16 protein-coding genes and 1 pseudogene are annotated in these 17,958 nt (G+C 64.2%); 16 read left to right on the top strand and 1 reads right to left on the bottom strand.

Annotation, left to right across the window (positions count from 1 at the left end; genetic code table 11):
- The first annotated feature begins 100 nt into the window (after positions 1 to 100).
- Both AB0P23_RS03430 and AB0P23_RS03425 read left to right on the top strand, forming a co-directional pair.
- Positions 101 to 736, top strand: coding sequence for a hypothetical protein (locus AB0P23_RS03430; RefSeq protein ID WP_283550141.1), 636 nt, complete (start codon positions 101 to 103; stop codon positions 734 to 736).
- Positions 737 to 825: 89 nt separating this feature from the next.
- Positions 826 to 1,275 carry a hypothetical protein gene (locus AB0P23_RS03425; RefSeq protein ID WP_283550140.1) on the top strand — a complete coding sequence of 150 codons (450 nt, stop codon included), beginning with the start codon at positions 826 to 828 and terminating at the stop codon, positions 1,273 to 1,275.
- A 1-nt stretch (position 1,276) separates the two neighbouring features.
- Here the strand turns inward: AB0P23_RS03425 and AB0P23_RS03420 are convergent, their stop codons facing one another.
- Positions 1,277 to 1,990 (bottom strand): aquaporin, encoded by a 714-nt coding sequence (locus AB0P23_RS03420; RefSeq protein ID WP_206497479.1) that lies wholly within the window; start codon positions 1,988 to 1,990, stop codon positions 1,277 to 1,279.
- A gap of 290 nt (positions 1,991 to 2,280) precedes the next feature.
- On the opposite strand from AB0P23_RS03420, the gene AB0P23_RS03415 reads away from it, so the two are divergent.
- From AB0P23_RS03415 to nuoN, 14 genes and pseudogenes are all read left to right on the top strand, one after another.
- Positions 2,281 to 2,640 (top strand): NADH-quinone oxidoreductase subunit A, encoded by a 360-nt coding sequence (locus AB0P23_RS03415; protein ID WP_027496775.1) that lies wholly within the window; start codon positions 2,281 to 2,283, stop codon positions 2,638 to 2,640.
- A 71-nt stretch (positions 2,641 to 2,711) separates the two neighbouring features.
- Positions 2,712 to 3,266, top strand: coding sequence for an NADH-quinone oxidoreductase subunit B (locus AB0P23_RS03410; protein WP_027496776.1), 555 nt, complete (start codon positions 2,712 to 2,714; stop codon positions 3,264 to 3,266).
- Positions 3,267 to 3,286: 20 nt separating this feature from the next.
- Positions 3,287 to 3,967 (top strand): NADH-quinone oxidoreductase subunit C, encoded by a 681-nt coding sequence (locus tag AB0P23_RS03405; RefSeq protein WP_032366606.1) that lies wholly within the window; start codon positions 3,287 to 3,289, stop codon positions 3,965 to 3,967.
- A complete protein-coding gene (gene nuoD / locus AB0P23_RS03400) occupies positions 3,967 to 5,265 on the top strand; it encodes an NADH dehydrogenase (quinone) subunit D (RefSeq protein ID WP_363796806.1) in 1,299 nt (432 codons plus the stop codon). The genes AB0P23_RS03405 and nuoD overlap by 1 nt, the downstream gene beginning before the upstream one ends.
- Positions 5,262 to 6,158, top strand: a complete 897-nt coding sequence (gene nuoE / locus AB0P23_RS03395; RefSeq protein WP_206497480.1) for an NADH-quinone oxidoreductase subunit NuoE — start codon at positions 5,262 to 5,264, stop codon at positions 6,156 to 6,158. The genes nuoD and nuoE overlap by 4 nt, the downstream gene beginning before the upstream one ends.
- A 1-nt stretch (position 6,159) precedes the next feature.
- A complete protein-coding gene (gene nuoF, locus AB0P23_RS03390; protein WP_032366451.1) occupies positions 6,160 to 7,461 on the top strand; it encodes an NADH-quinone oxidoreductase subunit NuoF in 1,302 nt (433 codons plus the stop codon).
- Complete coding sequence (locus tag AB0P23_RS03385; protein WP_287451505.1) at positions 7,458 to 10,064, top strand: NADH-quinone oxidoreductase subunit G; 2,607 nt, start codon at positions 7,458 to 7,460, stop codon at positions 10,062 to 10,064. Before nuoF ends, AB0P23_RS03385 begins: the two co-directional genes overlap by 4 nt.
- 26 nt (positions 10,065 to 10,090) lie before the next feature.
- Entirely contained in the window at positions 10,091 to 11,371 is a 1,281-nt protein-coding gene (gene nuoH / locus AB0P23_RS03380; protein WP_363796878.1) for an NADH-quinone oxidoreductase subunit NuoH, read from the top strand.
- Positions 11,343 to 11,909: pseudogene (gene nuoI, locus AB0P23_RS03375) on the top strand (NADH-quinone oxidoreductase subunit NuoI); the annotation flags it as partial. The gene nuoH and the pseudogene nuoI, both read left to right, overlap by 29 nt.
- Entirely contained in the window at positions 11,906 to 12,673 is a 768-nt protein-coding gene (locus AB0P23_RS03370; protein WP_032400594.1) for an NADH-quinone oxidoreductase subunit J, read from the top strand. The pseudogene nuoI and the gene AB0P23_RS03370, both read left to right, overlap by 4 nt.
- Positions 12,670 to 12,969, top strand: a complete 300-nt coding sequence (nuoK, locus tag AB0P23_RS03365) for an NADH-quinone oxidoreductase subunit NuoK (protein WP_032383367.1) — start codon at positions 12,670 to 12,672, stop codon at positions 12,967 to 12,969. Before AB0P23_RS03370 ends, nuoK begins: the two co-directional genes overlap by 4 nt.
- Before the next feature lie 16 nt (positions 12,970 to 12,985).
- Complete coding sequence (gene nuoL, locus AB0P23_RS03360) at positions 12,986 to 14,857, top strand: NADH-quinone oxidoreductase subunit L (protein ID WP_363796804.1); 1,872 nt, start codon at positions 12,986 to 12,988, stop codon at positions 14,855 to 14,857.
- Positions 14,854 to 16,392: an NADH-quinone oxidoreductase subunit M gene (locus tag AB0P23_RS03355; RefSeq protein WP_363796802.1), complete on the top strand. Its 1,539-nt coding sequence runs from the start codon at positions 14,854 to 14,856 to the stop codon at positions 16,390 to 16,392. The genes nuoL and AB0P23_RS03355 overlap by 4 nt, the downstream gene beginning before the upstream one ends.
- On the top strand, positions 16,389 to 17,951 hold the full coding sequence (nuoN, locus tag AB0P23_RS03350; RefSeq protein ID WP_363796800.1) for an NADH-quinone oxidoreductase subunit NuoN: 1,563 nt from the start codon (positions 16,389 to 16,391) through the stop codon (positions 17,949 to 17,951). Before AB0P23_RS03355 ends, nuoN begins: the two co-directional genes overlap by 4 nt.
- Positions 17,952 to 17,958: the final 7 nt, after the last annotated feature.

Raw genomic sequence — 17,958 nt, 5'->3', positions numbered from 1 at the left:
GCTCGACGACGCTAGCAGGATTTGCGGCAGGTGGGACCGTGACCGAACTGCGGCCGATCGACACTATCGAACCGATCGGTTTCATCTGTACGGTGAGTCGATGAGCGAGGGGTATCGCAGGCCTGTGGCGGCCGGGTCGGTCGTAGCACCATTGCTCGCTGCTGTGCTGCTCGTCGGTTGCTCCGCCGGTGAGGCACCTCGCCCGACGCCCGATGCGTCACCGCCACCGAACTTCGAGACCGCCACCGGCTCGCTCGTGGTCGGTGACCCGTTCACCGCGCCGACCGCCCCGACCGAAACGCTGCCGCCGGTCGTGCCGGGACTGTCGCTGGAGGGAATTCGTCACCCGTCGGGCTCACCCGTGGCGGTGACGGACGTAATGTTGGGAGCCTCCTCCGTCGAGTATCGACTGGGCGGCAACGGGCCGGTGTCCTACACGGTGCGCTACGTCGACGAGGCCGTCCGATACGGAACCAGTGAGCCGGTCGCGCTTCCCGGGCGAGCCGTACTCCAGGTCGACATCGCCGGTACCTCGACCGAGCCGGATGTCACCGTCGTTCCGTATGCCGGGCCGGATCGGATTCGCAACGAGCCGGACTCCGCCGTGGTGGCGGTCGACTTCCTGGCCGATGCCGATGGAATCTCAGAGTCCTTCGTCGCCGTGGCGTCCGACCGTCCGGACTTCGCGGTGCACAGCACCGAGGAACCGGCCGCCGTGGTCGTCACCATCTCCTGAGCTGCCGCCACACGACGTCGACGACGCGAAAGTACCTCTGCGACGTGCGTTCGGGCCCGGTCCACCGGGGGCCGCGCTACCATCGCGGTGTGTCCGACGCCACAGCGAGAGCAAGTTCGGCAGGTCAGGTGCATGTGCTCGTGTACAGCAGTAACGCGGCCACGCGCGCTCAGGTGATGTCTGCGGTGGGCACCCGGCCCGATCCGGCGCTCGGCGTCGTCGACTTCGTCGAGGTTGCCACCGCGGCCGTGGTCATCGAGCACCTGGACGCGGGTGGAATCGATGTGGCGATCCTCGACGGTGAGTCCTCGCCCGTCGGCGGACTGGGTTTGGCCAAGCAACTCAAGGACGAGATCGACAACTGCCCGCCGGTGCTGGTGCTCATCGGACGCCCCGACGACCGGTGGTTGGCCGACTGGTCGCGCGCCGAGGCCGCAGTTCCCCATCCAGTGGATCCGATCCGACTCGGGCGCGCGGTGGTCGATCTGCTGAGGCAGCACTCGGGTCGCGTCGGTGCCAGGGTCTCTCGATCGCGGTAGATCAGACCGTTTTCTCCGATGCGGGCACCGTCAGCACGAACCGGTGGATCGAGCCGGCGACAGCAGCTCCGAGCACGGGGAACACCACGAACACCCACAGTTGTGACAGGGCAGGGCCGCCGGCGACGAGGGCGGGGCCGAGGGACCGAGCAGGGTTGACCGAGGTCGAGTCGATTCCTATGCCCAGCAGGTGAACCACGGTCAGGGTCAGGCCGATCGGGATGCCGGCCGCCACGACGGGGTGAACGGTGGGGGCCGTGGTGGCGAGTACAACGAGGACGAGCAGGCCGGTCGCGATCGTCTCGAACACCGCGACCGACGCCAAGCCGTACGCTCCGGGCGAGGAGCTGCCGAATCCGTTGGTGCCCAGACCGTCCGACGACATGTCGTACCCGGGACGGCCTGATGCGACCAACAGTACGACCAGCGCGCCGATCACTGCACCTGCGGCCTGGGCGGCGATGTAGAACGCAGCCTTGATCGGGGTGATGGCGCGAGCTATCAGGGCTCCGATCGTCACGGCCGGGTTGATGTGGCAGCCCGAGATCGGGCCGATCGCGTAGACGAGGGCAAGCAGTGTGAGTCCGAACGCCAGGGCGATGCCCGGGGTTCCGACGGTGTCGCCCGTGATGACGGCGGTGCCGACGCCGAATATCACGAGCAGGGCAGTTCCCAGTCCCTCGGCGGCGAGCGCCGAGACGGAAATCGACTTCATCGTCTCTCCTTAGTGATGGCGGCAGCCCGGGTCGGGTGGCCGGAAATGTTCGGTGATTGGTCGTCCCTCGCGGTGTGGACCGCATGTGAGGCGAGAGTGATGTGAATCACATAGATGAGTGGGTCCGAGGGTGGGTGGCCCATGCGCGTCAACGGTTTACGAAACTGGACTGCTCGAAATCCCGCGAGATCCACACCGAACCCATACTGTGTGGTTCAGGTCACATTGGTACGGCCGTCGCATTTACTTTCGCGGCGGCGCGGTCGTCGATCGAGGGAGCGGATGCCCGAATGAACGCCTACGTTCCGATTCTCGTCCTGGGTGCCGTCGCAGTCGCGTTCGCGGTCTTCTCGGTGATGGTCGGCACGATGGTGGGACCCGCCCGATACAACCGAGCGAAGTTCGACGCGTACGAATGTGGAATCGAACCCACGATGCATGCGCCTACGGGACAACGATTTCCGGTGAAGTTCTATCTCACCGCGATGCTGTTCATCATCTTCGACATCGAGATCGTCTTCCTCTATCCCTGGGCCGTCCACCTCGACGTTCTCGGTGCGTTCGGGCTCGTCGCGATGGCGTTGTTCGTCGTGAACGTGTCGGTGGCCTACGTGTACGAGTGGCGGCGAGGCGGGCTCGGTTGGGACTGACCACACGATCTCGGATACGACGACGGCACGATGCACTGTTCTCATTCTGCGGAAGCGAAAGAGCGTGATCGATGGGACTCGAAGAGAAGCTACCCAGCGGATTCCTGCTGACCACCGTCGAGGGGTTGGCCGGATACGCACGTAAGGGCTCGCTGTGGCCCGCCACCTTCGGGCTCGCATGTTGTGCCATCGAAATGATGGCCACCACGTCCGGCCGTTTCGATCTCGCGCGATTCGGAATGGAAGCGTTTCGCGCGTCCCCCCGGCAGGCGGATCTGATGATCGTGGCCGGCCGCGTCAGCCAGAAGATGGCTCCGGTGTTGAGGCAGGTCTACGACCAGATGGCAGAACCGAAATGGGTTCTCGCCATGGGTGTCTGTGCATCCTCGGGCGGAATGTTCAACAACTACGCGGTGGTCCAGGGAGTCGACCACATCGTGCCCGTCGACATCTATCTGCCCGGGTGCCCGCCTCGGCCCGAGATGCTGCTCAACGCAATCCTAGAGTTGCACAAAAAGATTCAGCAGATGCCGTTGGGTGTGAACCGGGAACAGGTGCGAGCGGCCGCCGAGGCGGCCGCACTCTCGTCCACCCCGACGATCGATCTGAAGGGTTTGCTCCGATGACGGCGCAGCCGCCGGGTGGGATGTCTCAGCCGCCAGGAAAAATGTCTCAGCGGCCACGCGGGATGTTCGGGGTTCGCGGTAGTGGCGACACGTCGGGCTACGGTCGATTGGTGCCGCCGGCGGCAGCCGAGGACACCGCGACGCGGCCCTACGGCGGCTACTTCGATGCCCTCGTCGATCGGTTGGCCACCGTCCTTCCGGCCGTGAATCCCGTCGCTACGTTCGACGCCGCCGTCGAACGGGTGGTGATTCATCGCGGCGAATTGACGCTGCATCTGGTGCGGGAGTATGTGCCTGCCGTCGCCCAGGCGCTACGGGACGACGAAGAATTGCGATTCGAATTGTGTACCGGCGCATCGGGTGTGCACTATCCGGACCTGGTCGGCCGGGAGTTGCACGTTGTGTACCATCTGGTCTCCATCACGCACGGCCGTCGGCTCCGACTCGAAGTTGCCGTCCCCGACGACGATCCACACAGTCCGTCGCTGTGCGGGGTGTATCCCACCAACGACTGGCACGAGCGCGAGGTCTACGACTTCTTCGGCATCGTCTTCGACGGTCATCCTGCATTGACGCGGATCGAGATGCCCGACGACTGGGTCGGTCATCCACAACGCAAGGACTATCCGCTGGGCGGAATTCCCATCGAGTACAAGGGCGCTCGCGTCGCGCCTCCCAACGAGCGCAGGTCGTACAACTGATGAGTGCAACGGACGAAACCATCTACGCGGTCTCCGGACAGGACTGGGACGACGTCGTCGAGTTGGCTCGCGGATCGAGTACCGAGCGGATCGTGGTCAACATGGGCCCGCAGCACCCGTCAACACACGGCGTGCTGCGGTTGATTCTCGAAATCGAGGGCGAGACCGTCACCGAGGCTCGTTGCGGGATCGGGTATCTGCACACGGGAATCGAGAAGAATCTCGAGTACCGAAACTGGACCCAGGGCGTCACGTTCGTCACCCGCATGGACTACCTGTCGCCGTTCTTCAACGAAACCGCATACTGCCTCGGCGTGGAGAAGCTACTGGGTATAACCGACGACATTCCCGAGCGCGCCACGGTGATCCGGGTGATGCTGATGGAGCTGAATCGCATCTCGTCGCATCTCGTCGCATTGGCCACGGGTGGAATGGAATTGGGAGCGGTCACCGCGATGCTGTTCGGGTTCCGTGAGCGCGAGCTGATACTCGACGTCTTCGAGGCCATCACCGGCCTGCGCATGAACCACGCCTACATCCGGCCGGGCGGACTGTCGCAGGACCTACCCGAGGACGCGGTCGGCAGAGTACGTGCGCTCCTTCGCGTGCTGCCGGGACGCCTGCGCGACCTCGAACTCATGCTCAACGACAATCCGATCTGGAAAGCCAGAACCGAGAACGTAGGTTATCTCGATCTCACCGGATGTATGGCGCTGGGCGTCACCGGTCCGGTGCTGCGTTCGACCGGACTGCCCTACGACCTGCGACGGTCCGATCCGTACTGCGGGTACGAGAACTACGAGTTCGACGTGGTGACCGACACCGGATGCGACTGCTACGGGCGATATCTGATTCGCGTCGAAGAAATGAAGGAATCGCTCAAGATCGTCGAACAGGCCCTCGACCGCCTGCGTCCCGGGCCGGTCGTCATCGACGACAAGAAGATCGCGTGGCCGGCCGAGCTGGTCTCGGGACCCGATGGCCTGGGCAACTCTCAGGAGCATGTGCGGACCATCATGGACACCTCGATGGAATCGCTGATTCACCACTTCAAACTGGTGACCGAGGGAATGCGGGTCCCGGCCGGCCAGGTGTTGTCCTCGGTGGAGTCGCCGCGAGGGGAGCTCGGGGTACACATCGTCAGCGACGGTGGAACCAGGCCGTACCGAGTGCATTTCAGAGATCCGTCCTTCACCAACCTGCAAGCGGTGGCGGCAATGTGCGAGGGCGGAATGATCTCCGACGTCATCGCCGCGGTCGCCAGTATCGACCCGGTGATGGGTGGGGTGGATCGATGACCGCGCAGCCCCAGTCGGAACCGGTTCTGATTCAACTCGGAGCCCGGCCGGACGAACCGGTGCAACTGGCCACGCCGGGTGCACGAACGTCGTATCCCCCCGAGGTGCTCGCCCGGCTGCACGCCGACGCCGATATCGTCGTCGCGCGCTATCCGCAGGCCAGATCGGCCCTGCTGCCGCTGCTCCATCTCGTGCAAGCCGAGGACGGCTGCCTCACGCCCGCTGGAATCGAATTCTGCTCGGAGGTACTCGAACTCACCGGGGCGGAGGTGACTGCAGTCGCGACCTTCTACTCGATGTACCGACGCGAACCCACCGGGACGTACCGCGTCGGCGTGTGCACCAACACGCTGTGTGCTGTCATGGGCGGCGACGCCATCATGGACGCGCTGCGTGATCACCTGGACGTCGAGCACGGAGGTACCACCGAGGACGGCACGATCACCCTCGAACACATCGAGTGCAATGCCGCATGCGATTACGCCCCGGTGATGATGGTCAATTGGGAGTTCTTCGACAACAGCACCCCGTCGTCTGCGCGGGATCTGGTCGATGCACTTCGATCCGGCACCCAGGTCACACCGACGCGTGGAGCACCGCTGTGCACGTTCCGCGAAACCGAGCGGATTCTCGCCGGATTTTCCGACGATCGGCCCGAGGCACTCGAAGCGACCGGTAGTGCAGGCGATGCCACCCTGGCCGGACTGCGATACGCGCGCGAACACGCGATGTCGGCACCCGAGGCCGGGGCACGACCGAACGACGATCACCCGGACGTCGGCGCCGCGGCCGCACCGGAGACGGTGCGAGACAAGCCCGCACCGGCACCCTCGGCGACTGTGCCACCACAACCGAACACCACCGAGACCGATCCACCGACGAACGGAGCGTGACATGGCCCTGACGCCGGTGTTGAGCGAGTTCTGGGACGAGAAGAATTCCTGGACGCTCGACGTCTACCGCAGCCACGACGGATACCGCGGGCTCGAGAAGGCCCTCGCGATGGACCCCGACGACCTCATCGCCTTCGTCAAGGAATCCGGATTACGCGGTCGCGGCGGCGCAGGATTTCCGACCGGAACGAAGTGGAGCTTCATCCCGCAGAACGACGGTAAAGAGCATTATCTGGTGGTCAATGCCGACGAGTCCGAGCCGGGTACCTGCAAGGACATGCCCCTGCTGATGGCGAGCCCGCACACGCTGGTCGAAGGAATAGTGATCGCCGCGTACGCAATTCGCGCATCCCATGCATTCGTGTACGTCCGCGGCGAGGTAGTGCCGGTGCTACGCAGGCTGCAGGCTGCGGTCGCCGAGGCCTACGCGGCGGGCTATCTGGGAAAGGGTGTTCTCGGAACGAAATTCGACTTGGAGTTGGTGATCCACGCCGGAGCCGGCGCCTACATCTGCGGCGAGGAAACAGCCCTCCTCGACTCGTTGGAAGGTCGGCGCGGACAACCTCGGCTGCGGCCACCGTTCCCCGCAGTGGCGGGCCTCTACGCGCGCCCGACGGTGGTGAACAACGTCGAATCGATTGCCAGCGTTCCAGTGATCCTACGCAAGGGAATCGAGTGGTTCCGATCGATGGGTAGCGAGAAGTCGCCCGGCTTCACGCTGTACTCCATCTCGGGCCACGTCTGCCGTCCAGGCCAGTACGAGGCACCGTTGGGGATCACGCTGCGGGAGTTGCTCGGCTACGCGGGCGGGATCAGACCGGGACACGAACTGAAGTTCTGGACGCCGGGAGGATCCTCGACGCCGATGTTCACCGGCGAGCATCTCGATGTCCCACTCGACTACGAGGGCGTCGGTGCCGCCGGATCGATGCTGGGCACCAAGGCCCTGCAAATATTCGACGAGACGACCTGCGTGGTGCGAGCGGTGCTGCGCTGGACCGAGTTCTACGCACACGAATCCTGCGGCAAATGCACACCGTGCCGGGAGGGCACGTACTGGCTGGTGCAAATCCTGCGCCGCCTCGACGGTGGAACCGGCACCGAGGCCGACCTGACGACCCTGCTCGACATCGCCGACGGCATCGCCGGAAAATCCTTCTGCGCGTTGGGAGACGGTGCCGCCAGCCCGATCGTGTCTTCGCTGAAGTACTTCCGTGACGAATACATCCGTCACGTCACCGAGCAGGGATGCCCCTTCGATCCACACCGATCGACCCTGATGGCAGAGGAGCTGACGTCATGACTGCAGCAGCACACGGTCGTTCCGCGGGCTCCACTCCTGCATCTCCTGAGGTGTCGGTCGCCCCAGTAGAGATGGTGACACTGACCATCGACGACCACGAGATCAGTGTTCCCAAGGGCACGTTGGTGATTCGCGCGGCCGAGTTGATGGGCGTACAGATTCCGCGATTCTGCGATCACCCGCTGCTCGATCCGGTGGGTGCCTGCCGCCAATGTCTGGTCGATGTCGAGGGGCAACGCAAGCCGTTGGCGTCCTGTACGACGACCGTGGCCGAGGGCATGGTGGTGCGCACTCAGGTGACGTCGGAGGTCGCGGGCAAAGCGCAACGTGGCGTCATGGAATTGCTGCTGATCAATCATCCTCTCGATTGCCCGGTGTGCGACAAGGGCGGTGAGTGTCCACTGCAGAATCAGGCGATGGCCGCGGGTCGCACCGAGTCCAGGTTCACCGAGACCAAACGTACGTATCCCAAACCGATTCCGTTGTCGGCCGAGGTTCTGCTCGATCGCGAACGCTGTGTCCTGTGCGCTCGATGTACTCGCTTCGCGGCGCAGGTTGCCGGTGATCCATCCATCGAGCTGCTCGAACGCGGTGCCGTGCAACAGGTCGGCATCTTCGGCACCGAGCCGTTCGACTCCTACTTCTCGGGAAACACCGTCCAGATCTGCCCCGTGGGTGCACTGACGAACACCGAGTATCGGTTCCGAGCGCGCCCGTACGATCTGACGTCCTCGCCGAGCGTGTGCGAACACTGCGCAGGAGGCTGTGCGCAACGCACGGATCATCGTCGTGGCAAGGTCCTCCGCCGGTTGGCTGGTGACGATCCCCAGGTCAACGAAGAGTGGAACTGCGACAAGGGCCGGTGGGCATTCAAGTACGCCAGCGAGCCGGACCGCATCGGCGCACCGATGGTCAGAGACGAATCGGGGGCTCTGGTCGAGACGTCCTGGTCGGCTGCATTGGCGGCGGCGGCAACGGGACTGGCTGCGTCGATCGGGAACGCTGCGGTACTCGTGGGCGGAAGATCGACTGTCGAAGACTCCTACGCATACGCCAAGTTCGCGCGAACAGTGCTGCACACCAACGACATCGACTTCCGCAACCGTGCTCACAGCGCCGAGGAAGCGGAGTTCCTGGCCGGTCGTATAGCGGCGACGGGGCTGGGCGTGACCTACTCGGATCTCGAAAACGCTCCTGTGGTGTTGATGGTGGGGTTCGAGCCGGAAGAAGAGTCACCGCTGATGTTCCTCAGGTTGCGCAAGGCGCGCCGGACGCGCGGCGTGGTCGTGGCGTCGATCGCACCCTGGGCCAGCCGCGGTCTGCGCAAGCTCGACGGGGTGCTCCTGCAGTCGATTCCCGGCGAGGAACCACAGTGGCTCGACGCACTGCACGTCGGTGACCGGGGTACCGAATCGATCGCCCAGCTCCTCCGGAGCCCGGGAGCGATCGTGCTCGTGGGCGAGCGGCTCGGTTCCGTTCCCGGTGCATTGTCCGCAGCGTCGAAGTTGGCCGACGACACCGGAGCGAACCTGGCATGGATTCCGCGACGGGCAGGAGAGCGCGGTGCCCTCGACGCAGGCGCGTTGCCGAACCTGCTGCCGGGCGGGCGGCCCGTCGCCGACGCCGCCGCCCGCGCCGAGGTGGCAGCCGTGTGGGGAGTGACAGAACTCCCTACGGACGCGGGCCGAGATACCGCGGCGATACTGGCGGATGCCGGGCCTGACCGCGCCCTGATCACCGCAGGGATCGACCCGGACGATCTGCCCGATCCGCAGGGTGCGCTCGACGCGGTGGACCGATCGGCATTCGTGGTCAGCCTCGAACTACGCCACAGCGCCGTCACCGAGCGGGCCGACGTGGTGTTTCCGGTGGCACCGGTGGTCGACAAGCCCGGAACCTTCGTCGACTGGGAGGGCAGGCCTCGCACGTTCGACACGGCACTCGGTGCCGGCGCAGTATTGCCCGACCAACGCGTTCTCGACGCCATTGCCGCGCAGATGGGAGTCGAACTGTCGCTACCCGACGCGGCTGCGGCGCGCGGCGAGTTGGCACGGCTGGGAGCCTGGAGCGGATCACGGATTCCTGTGGCTCGAGTGGCACCACGGCGAGATATGCCGACGCTCTCCATCGGCCAGGCAATTCTGGCCACCTGGCGAATGCTCATCGATTCGGGACGGATGCAGGACGGCGAGGACAATCTCGCGCAGACCGGCCGGGCACCCGTGATCAGGCTGTCCGAGACGACGGCGTCGAGCATCGAAGCGTCGCCCGGCGACCTGGTCAGGGTCGAGACGGGCCGGGGCTCGATCACCTTGCCACTGAAGATCACCGATCTACCCGACAACGTGGTGTGGGTACCGATGAACTCGCCCGGTTCTTCGGTGTACCGCTCACTCGGCGCAGAGTCGGGTGCGGTGGTGAGGATTTGCAGGGATCAGCCTGCGGAACGACCCGAGGGTGCGGGAGTGGAGCCTGCGGATCGACCCCAGGGTGCGGGAGTGGAGCCTGCGGATCGACCCGGGGGTGCAGGAGTGGAGCCTGCGGATCGACCCGAGGGTGCAGGAGTGGAGCCTGCGGAACGACCCGAGGGTGGTGCATCGTGATTGTCGCAGCGCCGACCGATCTGTCGATGTTCGGCACCGACCCGTGGTGGCTGGTGGTCGGCAAGGCCCTGGCAGTCTTCGTTTTTCTGGTGCTCACACCGCTCGTGGCCATCTATGCCGAGCGCAAGATCATGGCGTGGATGCAGATGCGCGTCGGGCCCAATCGTGTGGGTCCGTGGGGACTGTTGCAGTCTCTGATGGACGGGATCAAGCTCGCTCTGAAAGAGGGAATCACTCCGACCGGCGTCGACAAGCCGATTTACATTCTGGCTCCGATCATTTCGGTGGTCCCTGCCTTCATGGCCTTCGCGGTGATTCCGTTCGGTCCCGAGGTGTCGGTGTTCGGCACTACGACTCCGCTTCAGATGACCGACCTGCCGGTGGGGGTTCTGTACATCCTCGCGGTCACCTCGGTGGGTGTGTACGGGATCGTCCTGGCCGGTTGGGCGTCGAGTTCGACGTATCCGTTGCTGGGTGCACTGCGTTCGACGGCTCAGGTCATTTCCTACGAGGTTGCGATGGGGCTTTCGTTCGCTGCGGTGTTCCTGTACGCGGGCACCATGTCGACGTCCGGAATCGTTGGTGCGCAACAGAACACCTGGTACGTGTTCCTGTTGTTGCCGTCGTTTCTGGTGTACGTGACGGCGATGGTGGGTGAAACCAACCGCGCGCCGTTCGACTTGCCCGAGGCCGAGGGGGAGTTGGTGGGCGGGTTCCACACCGAATATTCCTCCTTGCGTTTCGCGATGTTCATGCTTGCCGAGTACATCAACATGGTCACGGTGTCGGCGCTCGCGACCACGTTGTTCCTGGGTGGCTGGCGGGCTCCGATTCCGTTGAGTCTGTGGAGCGGTGCCAATTCCGGGTGGTGGCCGGTGCTGTGGTTCGTCGCCAAGGTGTGGGTGTTCCTGTTCGTCTTCATCTGGTTGCGGTCGACGTTGCCGCGGTTGCGTTACGACCAGTTCATGAACTTCGGCTGGAAGATCCTCATTCCCGTCGCTCTGATCTGGGTAATGGTGATCGCGACGGTGCGGGTACTGGGGGCCGGGCGATACGACGTACCTTTGGTCACGTTCGTGGTGTCGACGATCTTTGCAGTCGCCGTCCTGGGTTCGCTGCTGCTCTTACTGCGCCGCCGCGCGCGCACACGAAACCTGCCGCCTGCTGCACCCGTCGCACCGTTCGACGCTGCGGCGGGCGGGTTTCCCGTACCTCCCATTCCGAAGCAGGGCACGAACATCGCGAGCCGGCACGCCGGCGCACGGTCCACCGTGGCCGGGTCCCAGAAGGAGAACGCCGATGCCTGAATTCCTCGGTCCTATAGCAGGTTTCGGTGTCACCTTCGCCACCATGTTCAAAAAGCCCGAAACCGAGCTGTATCCGGAGGAGAAGAAGCCGACCGAGATGCGCTATCACGGCCGCCATCAGCTCAACAGGTACGCCGACGGGCTCGAGAAGTGCATCGGTTGCGAACTCTGTGCGTGGGCCTGCCCGGCCGACGCGATCTATGTCGAAGGTGCCGACAACACCGAGACCGAACGGTTTTCGCCGGGCGAGCGATACGGCGGGGTCTACCAGATCAACTATCTCCGGTGCATCGGCTGCGGACTGTGTGTCGAGGCCTGTCCCACACGGGCTCTGACGATGACCAACGAATACGAACTGGCCGGTGACAACAGAGCCGACCTGATCTACGAGAAGGATTCGCTGCTGGCACCGCTGGAGCCGGACATGGTGCCGCCGCCGCACGCGATGGCACCGGGGCGTTCGGCAGAGGACTACTACCGCGGTGCCGTCACCGGTGCCGAGAGCGAGGCCGACACCGATCGAGGGCCGGTTCGATGACTGCCACCGTTCAGCTCGCGCTCGAGGCAACCTCCACCGGCGAGGCCGTGCAGTTCTGGACCCTCGGTGTCGTTGCGGTCATCGGTGCACTGGGTGTGGTGATGAGCACGAAGGCCGTCTACTCGGCACTGTTCCTCGCGGCCACCATGGTGGTTCTCGCTACCTTCTACATGGCCCAAGGGGCCCTGTTTCTCGGTGTCGTGCAGATCGTCGTCTACACCGGCGCGGTCATGATGCTGTTTCTGTTCGTCCTGATGCTCGTCGGGGTCGATACCTCGGAGTCGTTGACCGAGACACTGCGCGGGCACCGTATCGCGGCCGTCGTCATCGGAATCGGCTTCGGGCTGTTGATCATCGGGGTGCTGCTGCGCGACTCGGCCCGCGCCGGGCGACTCGATTTCGCCGGACTCGACGCGGCCAACTCCACCGGAAACGTAGAAGGCCTGGCCGAACTGATCTTCGTCGAGTACGTCTGGGCGTTCGAGCTGACCGGCGCGCTGTTGATCACGGCCACCATCGGGGCGATGATTCTGGCGCACCGGGAGGCTCTGGGACCGGTGAAGGGTCAGCGTGAGATGTCGCAGGACCGGTTCCGTGACGGCTCCAGGGTGACGCCGCTGCCGAGCCCCGGTGTGTTCGCTCGTCACAACGGCGTCGATCGACGGGCTCTGCTCCCGGACGGAAGCGAGTCGGACTCGTCCGTCAACGCACTGTTCGCCGATCGAGGCATCGAGTACAAGGTGGACGGGGGTGACGTGCGATGAATCCAGAGAACTACCTCTACCTGTCGGTTCTGCTGTTCACGATCGGCGCGGCGGGAGTCATCGTCAGGCGCAACGCCATCATCGTGTTCATGTGCATCGAATTGATGCTCAACGCAGTCAATCTCGCGTTCGTCACGTTCTCTCGCATGCACGGCAATCTCGACGGCCAGTTGTTCGCGTTCTTCACCATGGTGGTCGCTGCAGCCGAGGTGGTGGTGGGCCTGGCGATCATCATGGCCATCTTCCGTTCTCGTCGCTCGATCTCGATGGACGAGAACAATCTGATGAAGAACTGACGGGGGAGCAGAAACGATGTCGATCCTGTGGCTTCTCCCGGCTCTGCCGGCGTTCGGTGCGGCCGTCCTTCTGCTCGGTGGCCGGCGCTGCAACTCGTGGGGCCACCTTCTCGCGACGGCCGCCGCGGTGTCGTCGTTCGTCGTTGCGGCGCTGGTGTTCTCGTCGATGCTCGGACGGGACGAGTCGGACAGAACACTCACTCACACGCTGTTCCGCTGGGTGCCCGTCGACGAATTGCAGGTCGATTTCGGCATGCGTGCCGATCAACTCTCGATCTGTTTCGTCCTGTTGATCACCGGGGTCGGATCACTCATTCACGTGTACTCGATCGGGTACATGAGCCATGGCCCGGAGCGGCGACGCTTCTTCGCGTACCTCAATCTGTTTCTCGCAGCCATGCTGCTGCTGGTGCTGGCAGACAATTTCCTCGGCCTCTATCTGGGGTGGGAGGGTGTCGGTCTGGCGTCGTACTTGCTCATCGGATTCTGGCAACACAAGCCATCGGCAGCGACGGCTGCTCGAAAAGCGTTCGTGGTCAACCGCGTCGGCGATATCGGCTTGGCCATCGCCCTGATGATCATGTTCGTGAACTTCGAGTCTGTGCAGTACGACGTGGTGTTCGCGGGAATCGGGAACGCGGGTGAATCGGTGGCGACCGCCATGGCACTGATGTTGCTGCTGGCGGCCTGCGGAAAGTCGGCCCAGGTGCCGCTGCAGTCGTGGCTCGGCGACGCGATGGAGGGCCCGACGCCGGTCTCCGCACTCATCCACGCGGCGACGATGGTCACCGCCGGGGTGTATCTCATCGTCCGATCCGGACCGGTGTTCGAGGCCTCGCCGGTGGCGCGGGCGGCGACCGTCACGGTCGGCGCGGTGACGTTGCTGTTCGGTGCCGTCATCGGTTGTGCGAAAGACGACATCAAGAAGGCGCTCGCCGCCTCGACGATGAGTCAGATCGGGTACATGGTGCTCGCGGCCGGACTCGGCCCGTCCGGTTATGCCTTCGCCATCGTGCTGCTGCTGTCGCACGGATTCTTCAAGGCAGGCCTGTTCCTGGGGGCCGGCTCGGTGATGCACGCGATGAACGACGAAACCGACATGCGACGGTTCGGCGGGCTCCGTGCCGCGATGCCGATCACGTTCGTCACGTTCGGTCTCGGCTACCTCGCCATCATCGGAGTTCCGCCGTTCTCCGGTTTCTTCGCCAAGGATCCGATCATCGAGATCGCGTTCGCGGCCGGGGGAGCGGCAGGTGTGGTGCTGGGCTGCGTCACGTTGCTCGGTGCGGGCTTGACGGCCTTCTACATGACTCGGGTGATGCTGATGACGTTCTTCGGCCCGAAACGCTGGGCGGCGCAGGCACATCCGCACGAAGCGTCGGCGACGATGACAGCCCCCATGATTCTGTTGGCCGTCGGCTCGGTGGCATCGGGTGCCTTCCTTGCGGTGGGTGGACGCCTCGAGACGTGGCTGGAACCGGTGGTGGGATCGGCGCACGAAGAACACGCGATACCTGCCTGGGTCGTGACGGTCGCAGTACTGGCAGTAGTACTCGTGGGTGCAGGCGTCGCGTACCGGAAGTACATCGCTCGTGACGTTCCCCCGACTCCACCCGAGGACGTATCGGTGCTGACCAGAGCCGCACGCGCTGACCTGTACGGCGACGCCTTCAACGAGGCAGCATTCATGCGGCCCGGTCAAAAGCTCACGAACACAATGGTATTCGCCGACAAGGCGGGTATCGACGCGGTCGTGGACGGGGTGGGGAGATCGATCGGCGGAGTATCGACTCGATCGAGGCGGCTGCAGACCGGATTCGTACGGTCCTATGCGTTGGCGATGTTCGCGGGGGCAGTTCTCGTCGTGCTGATGGTGGTGGTCCTGTGACGTTCCCCTGGCTGACCGTCCTGTGGGTTCTGCCGATTCTCGGCGCGATTGTCGTCGCCCTGGTGCCGGCCGATCGTCCGACAATCGCGCGTGGTGTCGCCGTGGGGTTCGCTACCGGCACACTCGTGGTGTCGGTGGTACTCGCCGTGGCATTCGACTCCGGTGGCGATCGCTACCAGTTCCTCGAAGATCATTCCTGGATAGCGGCATTCGGTGCGCGCTACACGCTCGGCCTCGACGGAATAGGCCTCGTGCTGGTGTTGCTCACCACCGTTCTGACCCCATTGCTCCTCGTCGCGGGCTGGCACGACGGCAGCCGTGTGGCGAACTACGGATCGCGCCGGGTCTCGCACACCTACATGGCGTTGATCCTGGTGGTCGAGTCCATGGTGATCGTCTCGTTCCTCGCCTTGGACGTACTGCTGTTTTACATCTTCTTCGAGGCAATGCTGATTCCGATGTACTTCCTCATCGGTGGCTTCGGGGGAATCCATCGAACGCGCGCCGCAGTGAAGTTCTTGCTCTACAACCTGTTCGGTGGTCTGGTGATGCTGGCTGCCGTCATCGGGTTGTACGTAGTCACAGCCCGGCCCGACGGTCCGTTCGACGGCGGCACGTTCGATCTACGCGCAATCGCGGATGCAGCGGCATCGGGCGGGCTCGGTGTGGATCCGGCAGTGCTCAACGCGCTGTTTCTCGGTTTCATGCTCGCGTTCGCGATCAAGGCGCCCCTGTGGCCGTTCCATACGTGGTTACCCGACGCCGCAGTGCAGTCCACCCCTGCGACGGCAGTGCTGATGATGTCGGTGGTGGACAAGGTCGGTACGTTCGCGATGCTGCGCTTCTGCCTCGAGCTGTTTCCCGGTTCGTCGCAGACATTCGCCCCGTGGATCATCACGCTCGCGGTGATCGGAATCGTCTACGGCGCGATACTGGCGATCGGTCAGACCGACATGATGAGACTCATTGCCTACACCTCGATTTCGCACTTCGGATTCATCATCCTCGGCATCTTCGCGATGACCGGTCAGAGTCAGGCCGGTGCCACGCTGTACATGGTCAACCATGGAATCTCCACCGCCGCATTGTTCTTGATCGCAGGCTTTCTCGTGTCCCGTCGTGGTTCACGCGCGATCGCCGACTACGGCGGCGTCCAGAAGGTCGCGCCGGTGTTCGCCGGAACGTTTCTGATCTCTGGTCTGGCCACGCTCTCGCTACCCGGTCTTGCCCCGTTCATCAGCGAATTCTTGGTGCTGATCGGCACATTCGGTCGCTACGGCGTCGCCGCAATCGTGGCCACCGGTGCGCTCGTGCTGTCGGCGATCTACATTCTCTGGCTCTATCAACGGGTGATGACGGGGCCGGTCCGAGAGGGCAGCGACAAGATCTCCGATCTCGTTCCCCGTGAGGCGTTGGTGGTGGTCCCGTTGCTTGCGCTGCTGATCGTGTTCGGGGTGTACCCGAAACCGGCACTCGACATCATCACTCCGGCAGTGCAATCCACGATCGTCGACAGTGCAGGAGGTCAACGATGACCACTCCCGAAGTGCAGTACGGTCTGCTGTCGCCCATGTTGATCGTCTTCGGTGTCGCGGTTCTCGGGGTTCTCGTCGAGGCGTTCGTACCGCTACGTGCTCGTCGCGCAACCCACGTGGGTCTCGCTCTGGCAGGGCTGGTCGGCGCCCTCGCGGCAGTGCTCGGCCTGGCCGGCACCGAGGCAGCCGCGATGAACGGGGCCGTCGCGATCGACGGACCGACTCTGTTCCTGCAGGGAACCATTGTGCTCGTGGCAATTCCGGCAATCGCACTGTTGACGGAGCGCACCGTCGCCGTCACCGGGGCCGGGGCCGAGCGCCGCATCGACTCGTTCACTCCGCAGGCCTCGACCACGCCGGGCAGCGTGGCAGAGAAGCAGGCCATCGATGCAGGCGTCGCCCAGACCGAGGTCTTTCCACTGGCGATGTTCGCGATCGGCGGCATGCTGCTCTTTCCGGCGTCCACGGATCTGCTGACGATGTTCGTGGCGCTGGAAGTGCTGTCGTTGCCGCTGTATCTGCTGTGCGGTCTGGCGAGACGACGACGACTGCTCTCTCAGGAAGCAGCCCTCAAATACTTTCTGCTGGGCGCGTTCTCGTCTGCGTTCTTCCTGTTCGGAGTCGCGTTCCTCTACGGCTACGCCGGGACGGTCCGATTGGACGGAATCGCCGACGCCATCACGGCAGACGGTCAGGGCAGATCACTCGCACTGATCGGAACCGCCTTGCTTGCGGTGGGTCTGCTGTTCAAAGTCGGTGCCGTGCCTTTCCATTCGTGGATTCCCGACGTCTACCAGGGTGCCCCCACTCCGGTGACGGCGCTGATGGCCACCGTGACCAAGGTGGCGGCCTTCGGTGCGATTCTGCGAATCTTCGGAATGGCGCTGCCCGGTCTCGAGTCGAGTTGGCGTCCGATGTTGTGGGTGATCGCCATCGCCACGATGGTGCTCGGTTCGGTTGTCGCGGTGACGCAGACCGACGTCAAACGGATGCTGGCCTACTCGTCCGTGGCGCACACCGGGTTCATCCTCACCGGAGTGACTGCGCTGGGTAGTTCGGGTGATGTACGTGATTCGGGGGTGTCGGCCACGATGTTCTACCTGCTTGCCTATGCCTTCAGCACGCTGGGTGGATTCGCGGTCATCGGTCTGGCCCGAGACGAACGCGGTGAGGTGAGCGACCTGGAGCGATGGGCGGGTATCGGTCGCCGCTCGCCGCTCGTCGCCGCTGTGTTCGGTTTGTTTCTGCTCTCGTTCGCCGGGATCCCGCTCACCAGTGGGTTCATCGGTAAGTTCGCGGTGTTCAGCGCAGCCTCGGGTGCGGGGGGAGCCGCACTGGTCGTGGTCGGAGTGGTGTGCAGTGCGATTGCAGCGTTCTTCTACGTGCGCGTGATCGTGCTCATGTTCTTCACCGAACCCAGCGAACGGACCGCCACGGTGGTGCGTCCTACCGCGCCGGTGGCCTGTGCGATCGGGGTGTCGGTGGTCGTCACCGTGGCACTGGGAGTCTTTCCTCAGCCCGTTCTCGATATCGCCGCGCGGGCCGGGAACTTCCTCTAGCACGTAC

Source organism: Rhodococcus sp. NPDC077669 (assembly GCF_040686915.1).
In the GTDB taxonomy this organism is placed as follows: domain Bacteria; phylum Actinomycetota; class Actinomycetes; order Mycobacteriales; family Mycobacteriaceae; genus Rhodococcoides; species Rhodococcoides fascians.
Note: the sequence above shows the minus strand (reverse complement) of the source record. Positions and strands in the feature narration are given on the sequence as shown.

Bases quoted from the DNA above. Each gene is read 5' to 3' on its own strand.
- AB0P23_RS03430 (WP_283550141.1), top strand. From the start codon at position 101: ATGAGCGAGGGGTATCGCAGGCCTGTGGCGGCCGGGTCGGTCGTAGCA.
- AB0P23_RS03420 (WP_206497479.1), bottom strand. From the start codon at position 1,990: ATGAAGTCGATTTCCGTCTCGGCGCTCGCCGCCGAGGGACTGGGAACT.
- AB0P23_RS03415 (WP_027496775.1), top strand. From the start codon at position 2,281: ATGAACGCCTACGTTCCGATTCTCGTCCTGGGTGCCGTCGCAGTCGCG.
- AB0P23_RS03410 (WP_027496776.1), top strand. From the start codon at position 2,712: ATGGGACTCGAAGAGAAGCTACCCAGCGGATTCCTGCTGACCACCGTC.
- AB0P23_RS03405 (WP_032366606.1), top strand. From the start codon at position 3,287: ATGTCTCAGCCGCCAGGAAAAATGTCTCAGCGGCCACGCGGGATGTTC.
- nuoD (WP_363796806.1), top strand. From the start codon at position 3,967: ATGAGTGCAACGGACGAAACCATCTACGCGGTCTCCGGACAGGACTGG.
- nuoE (WP_206497480.1), top strand. From the start codon at position 5,262: ATGACCGCGCAGCCCCAGTCGGAACCGGTTCTGATTCAACTCGGAGCC.
- nuoF (WP_032366451.1), top strand. From the start codon at position 6,160: ATGGCCCTGACGCCGGTGTTGAGCGAGTTCTGGGACGAGAAGAATTCC.
- AB0P23_RS03385 (WP_287451505.1), top strand. From the start codon at position 7,458: ATGACTGCAGCAGCACACGGTCGTTCCGCGGGCTCCACTCCTGCATCT.
- nuoH (WP_363796878.1), top strand. From the start codon at position 10,091: ATGTTCGGCACCGACCCGTGGTGGCTGGTGGTCGGCAAGGCCCTGGCA.
- AB0P23_RS03370 (WP_032400594.1), top strand. From the start codon at position 11,906: ATGACTGCCACCGTTCAGCTCGCGCTCGAGGCAACCTCCACCGGCGAG.
- nuoK (WP_032383367.1), top strand. From the start codon at position 12,670: ATGAATCCAGAGAACTACCTCTACCTGTCGGTTCTGCTGTTCACGATC.
- nuoL (WP_363796804.1), top strand. From the start codon at position 12,986: ATGTCGATCCTGTGGCTTCTCCCGGCTCTGCCGGCGTTCGGTGCGGCC.
- nuoN (WP_363796800.1), top strand. From the start codon at position 16,389: ATGACCACTCCCGAAGTGCAGTACGGTCTGCTGTCGCCCATGTTGATC.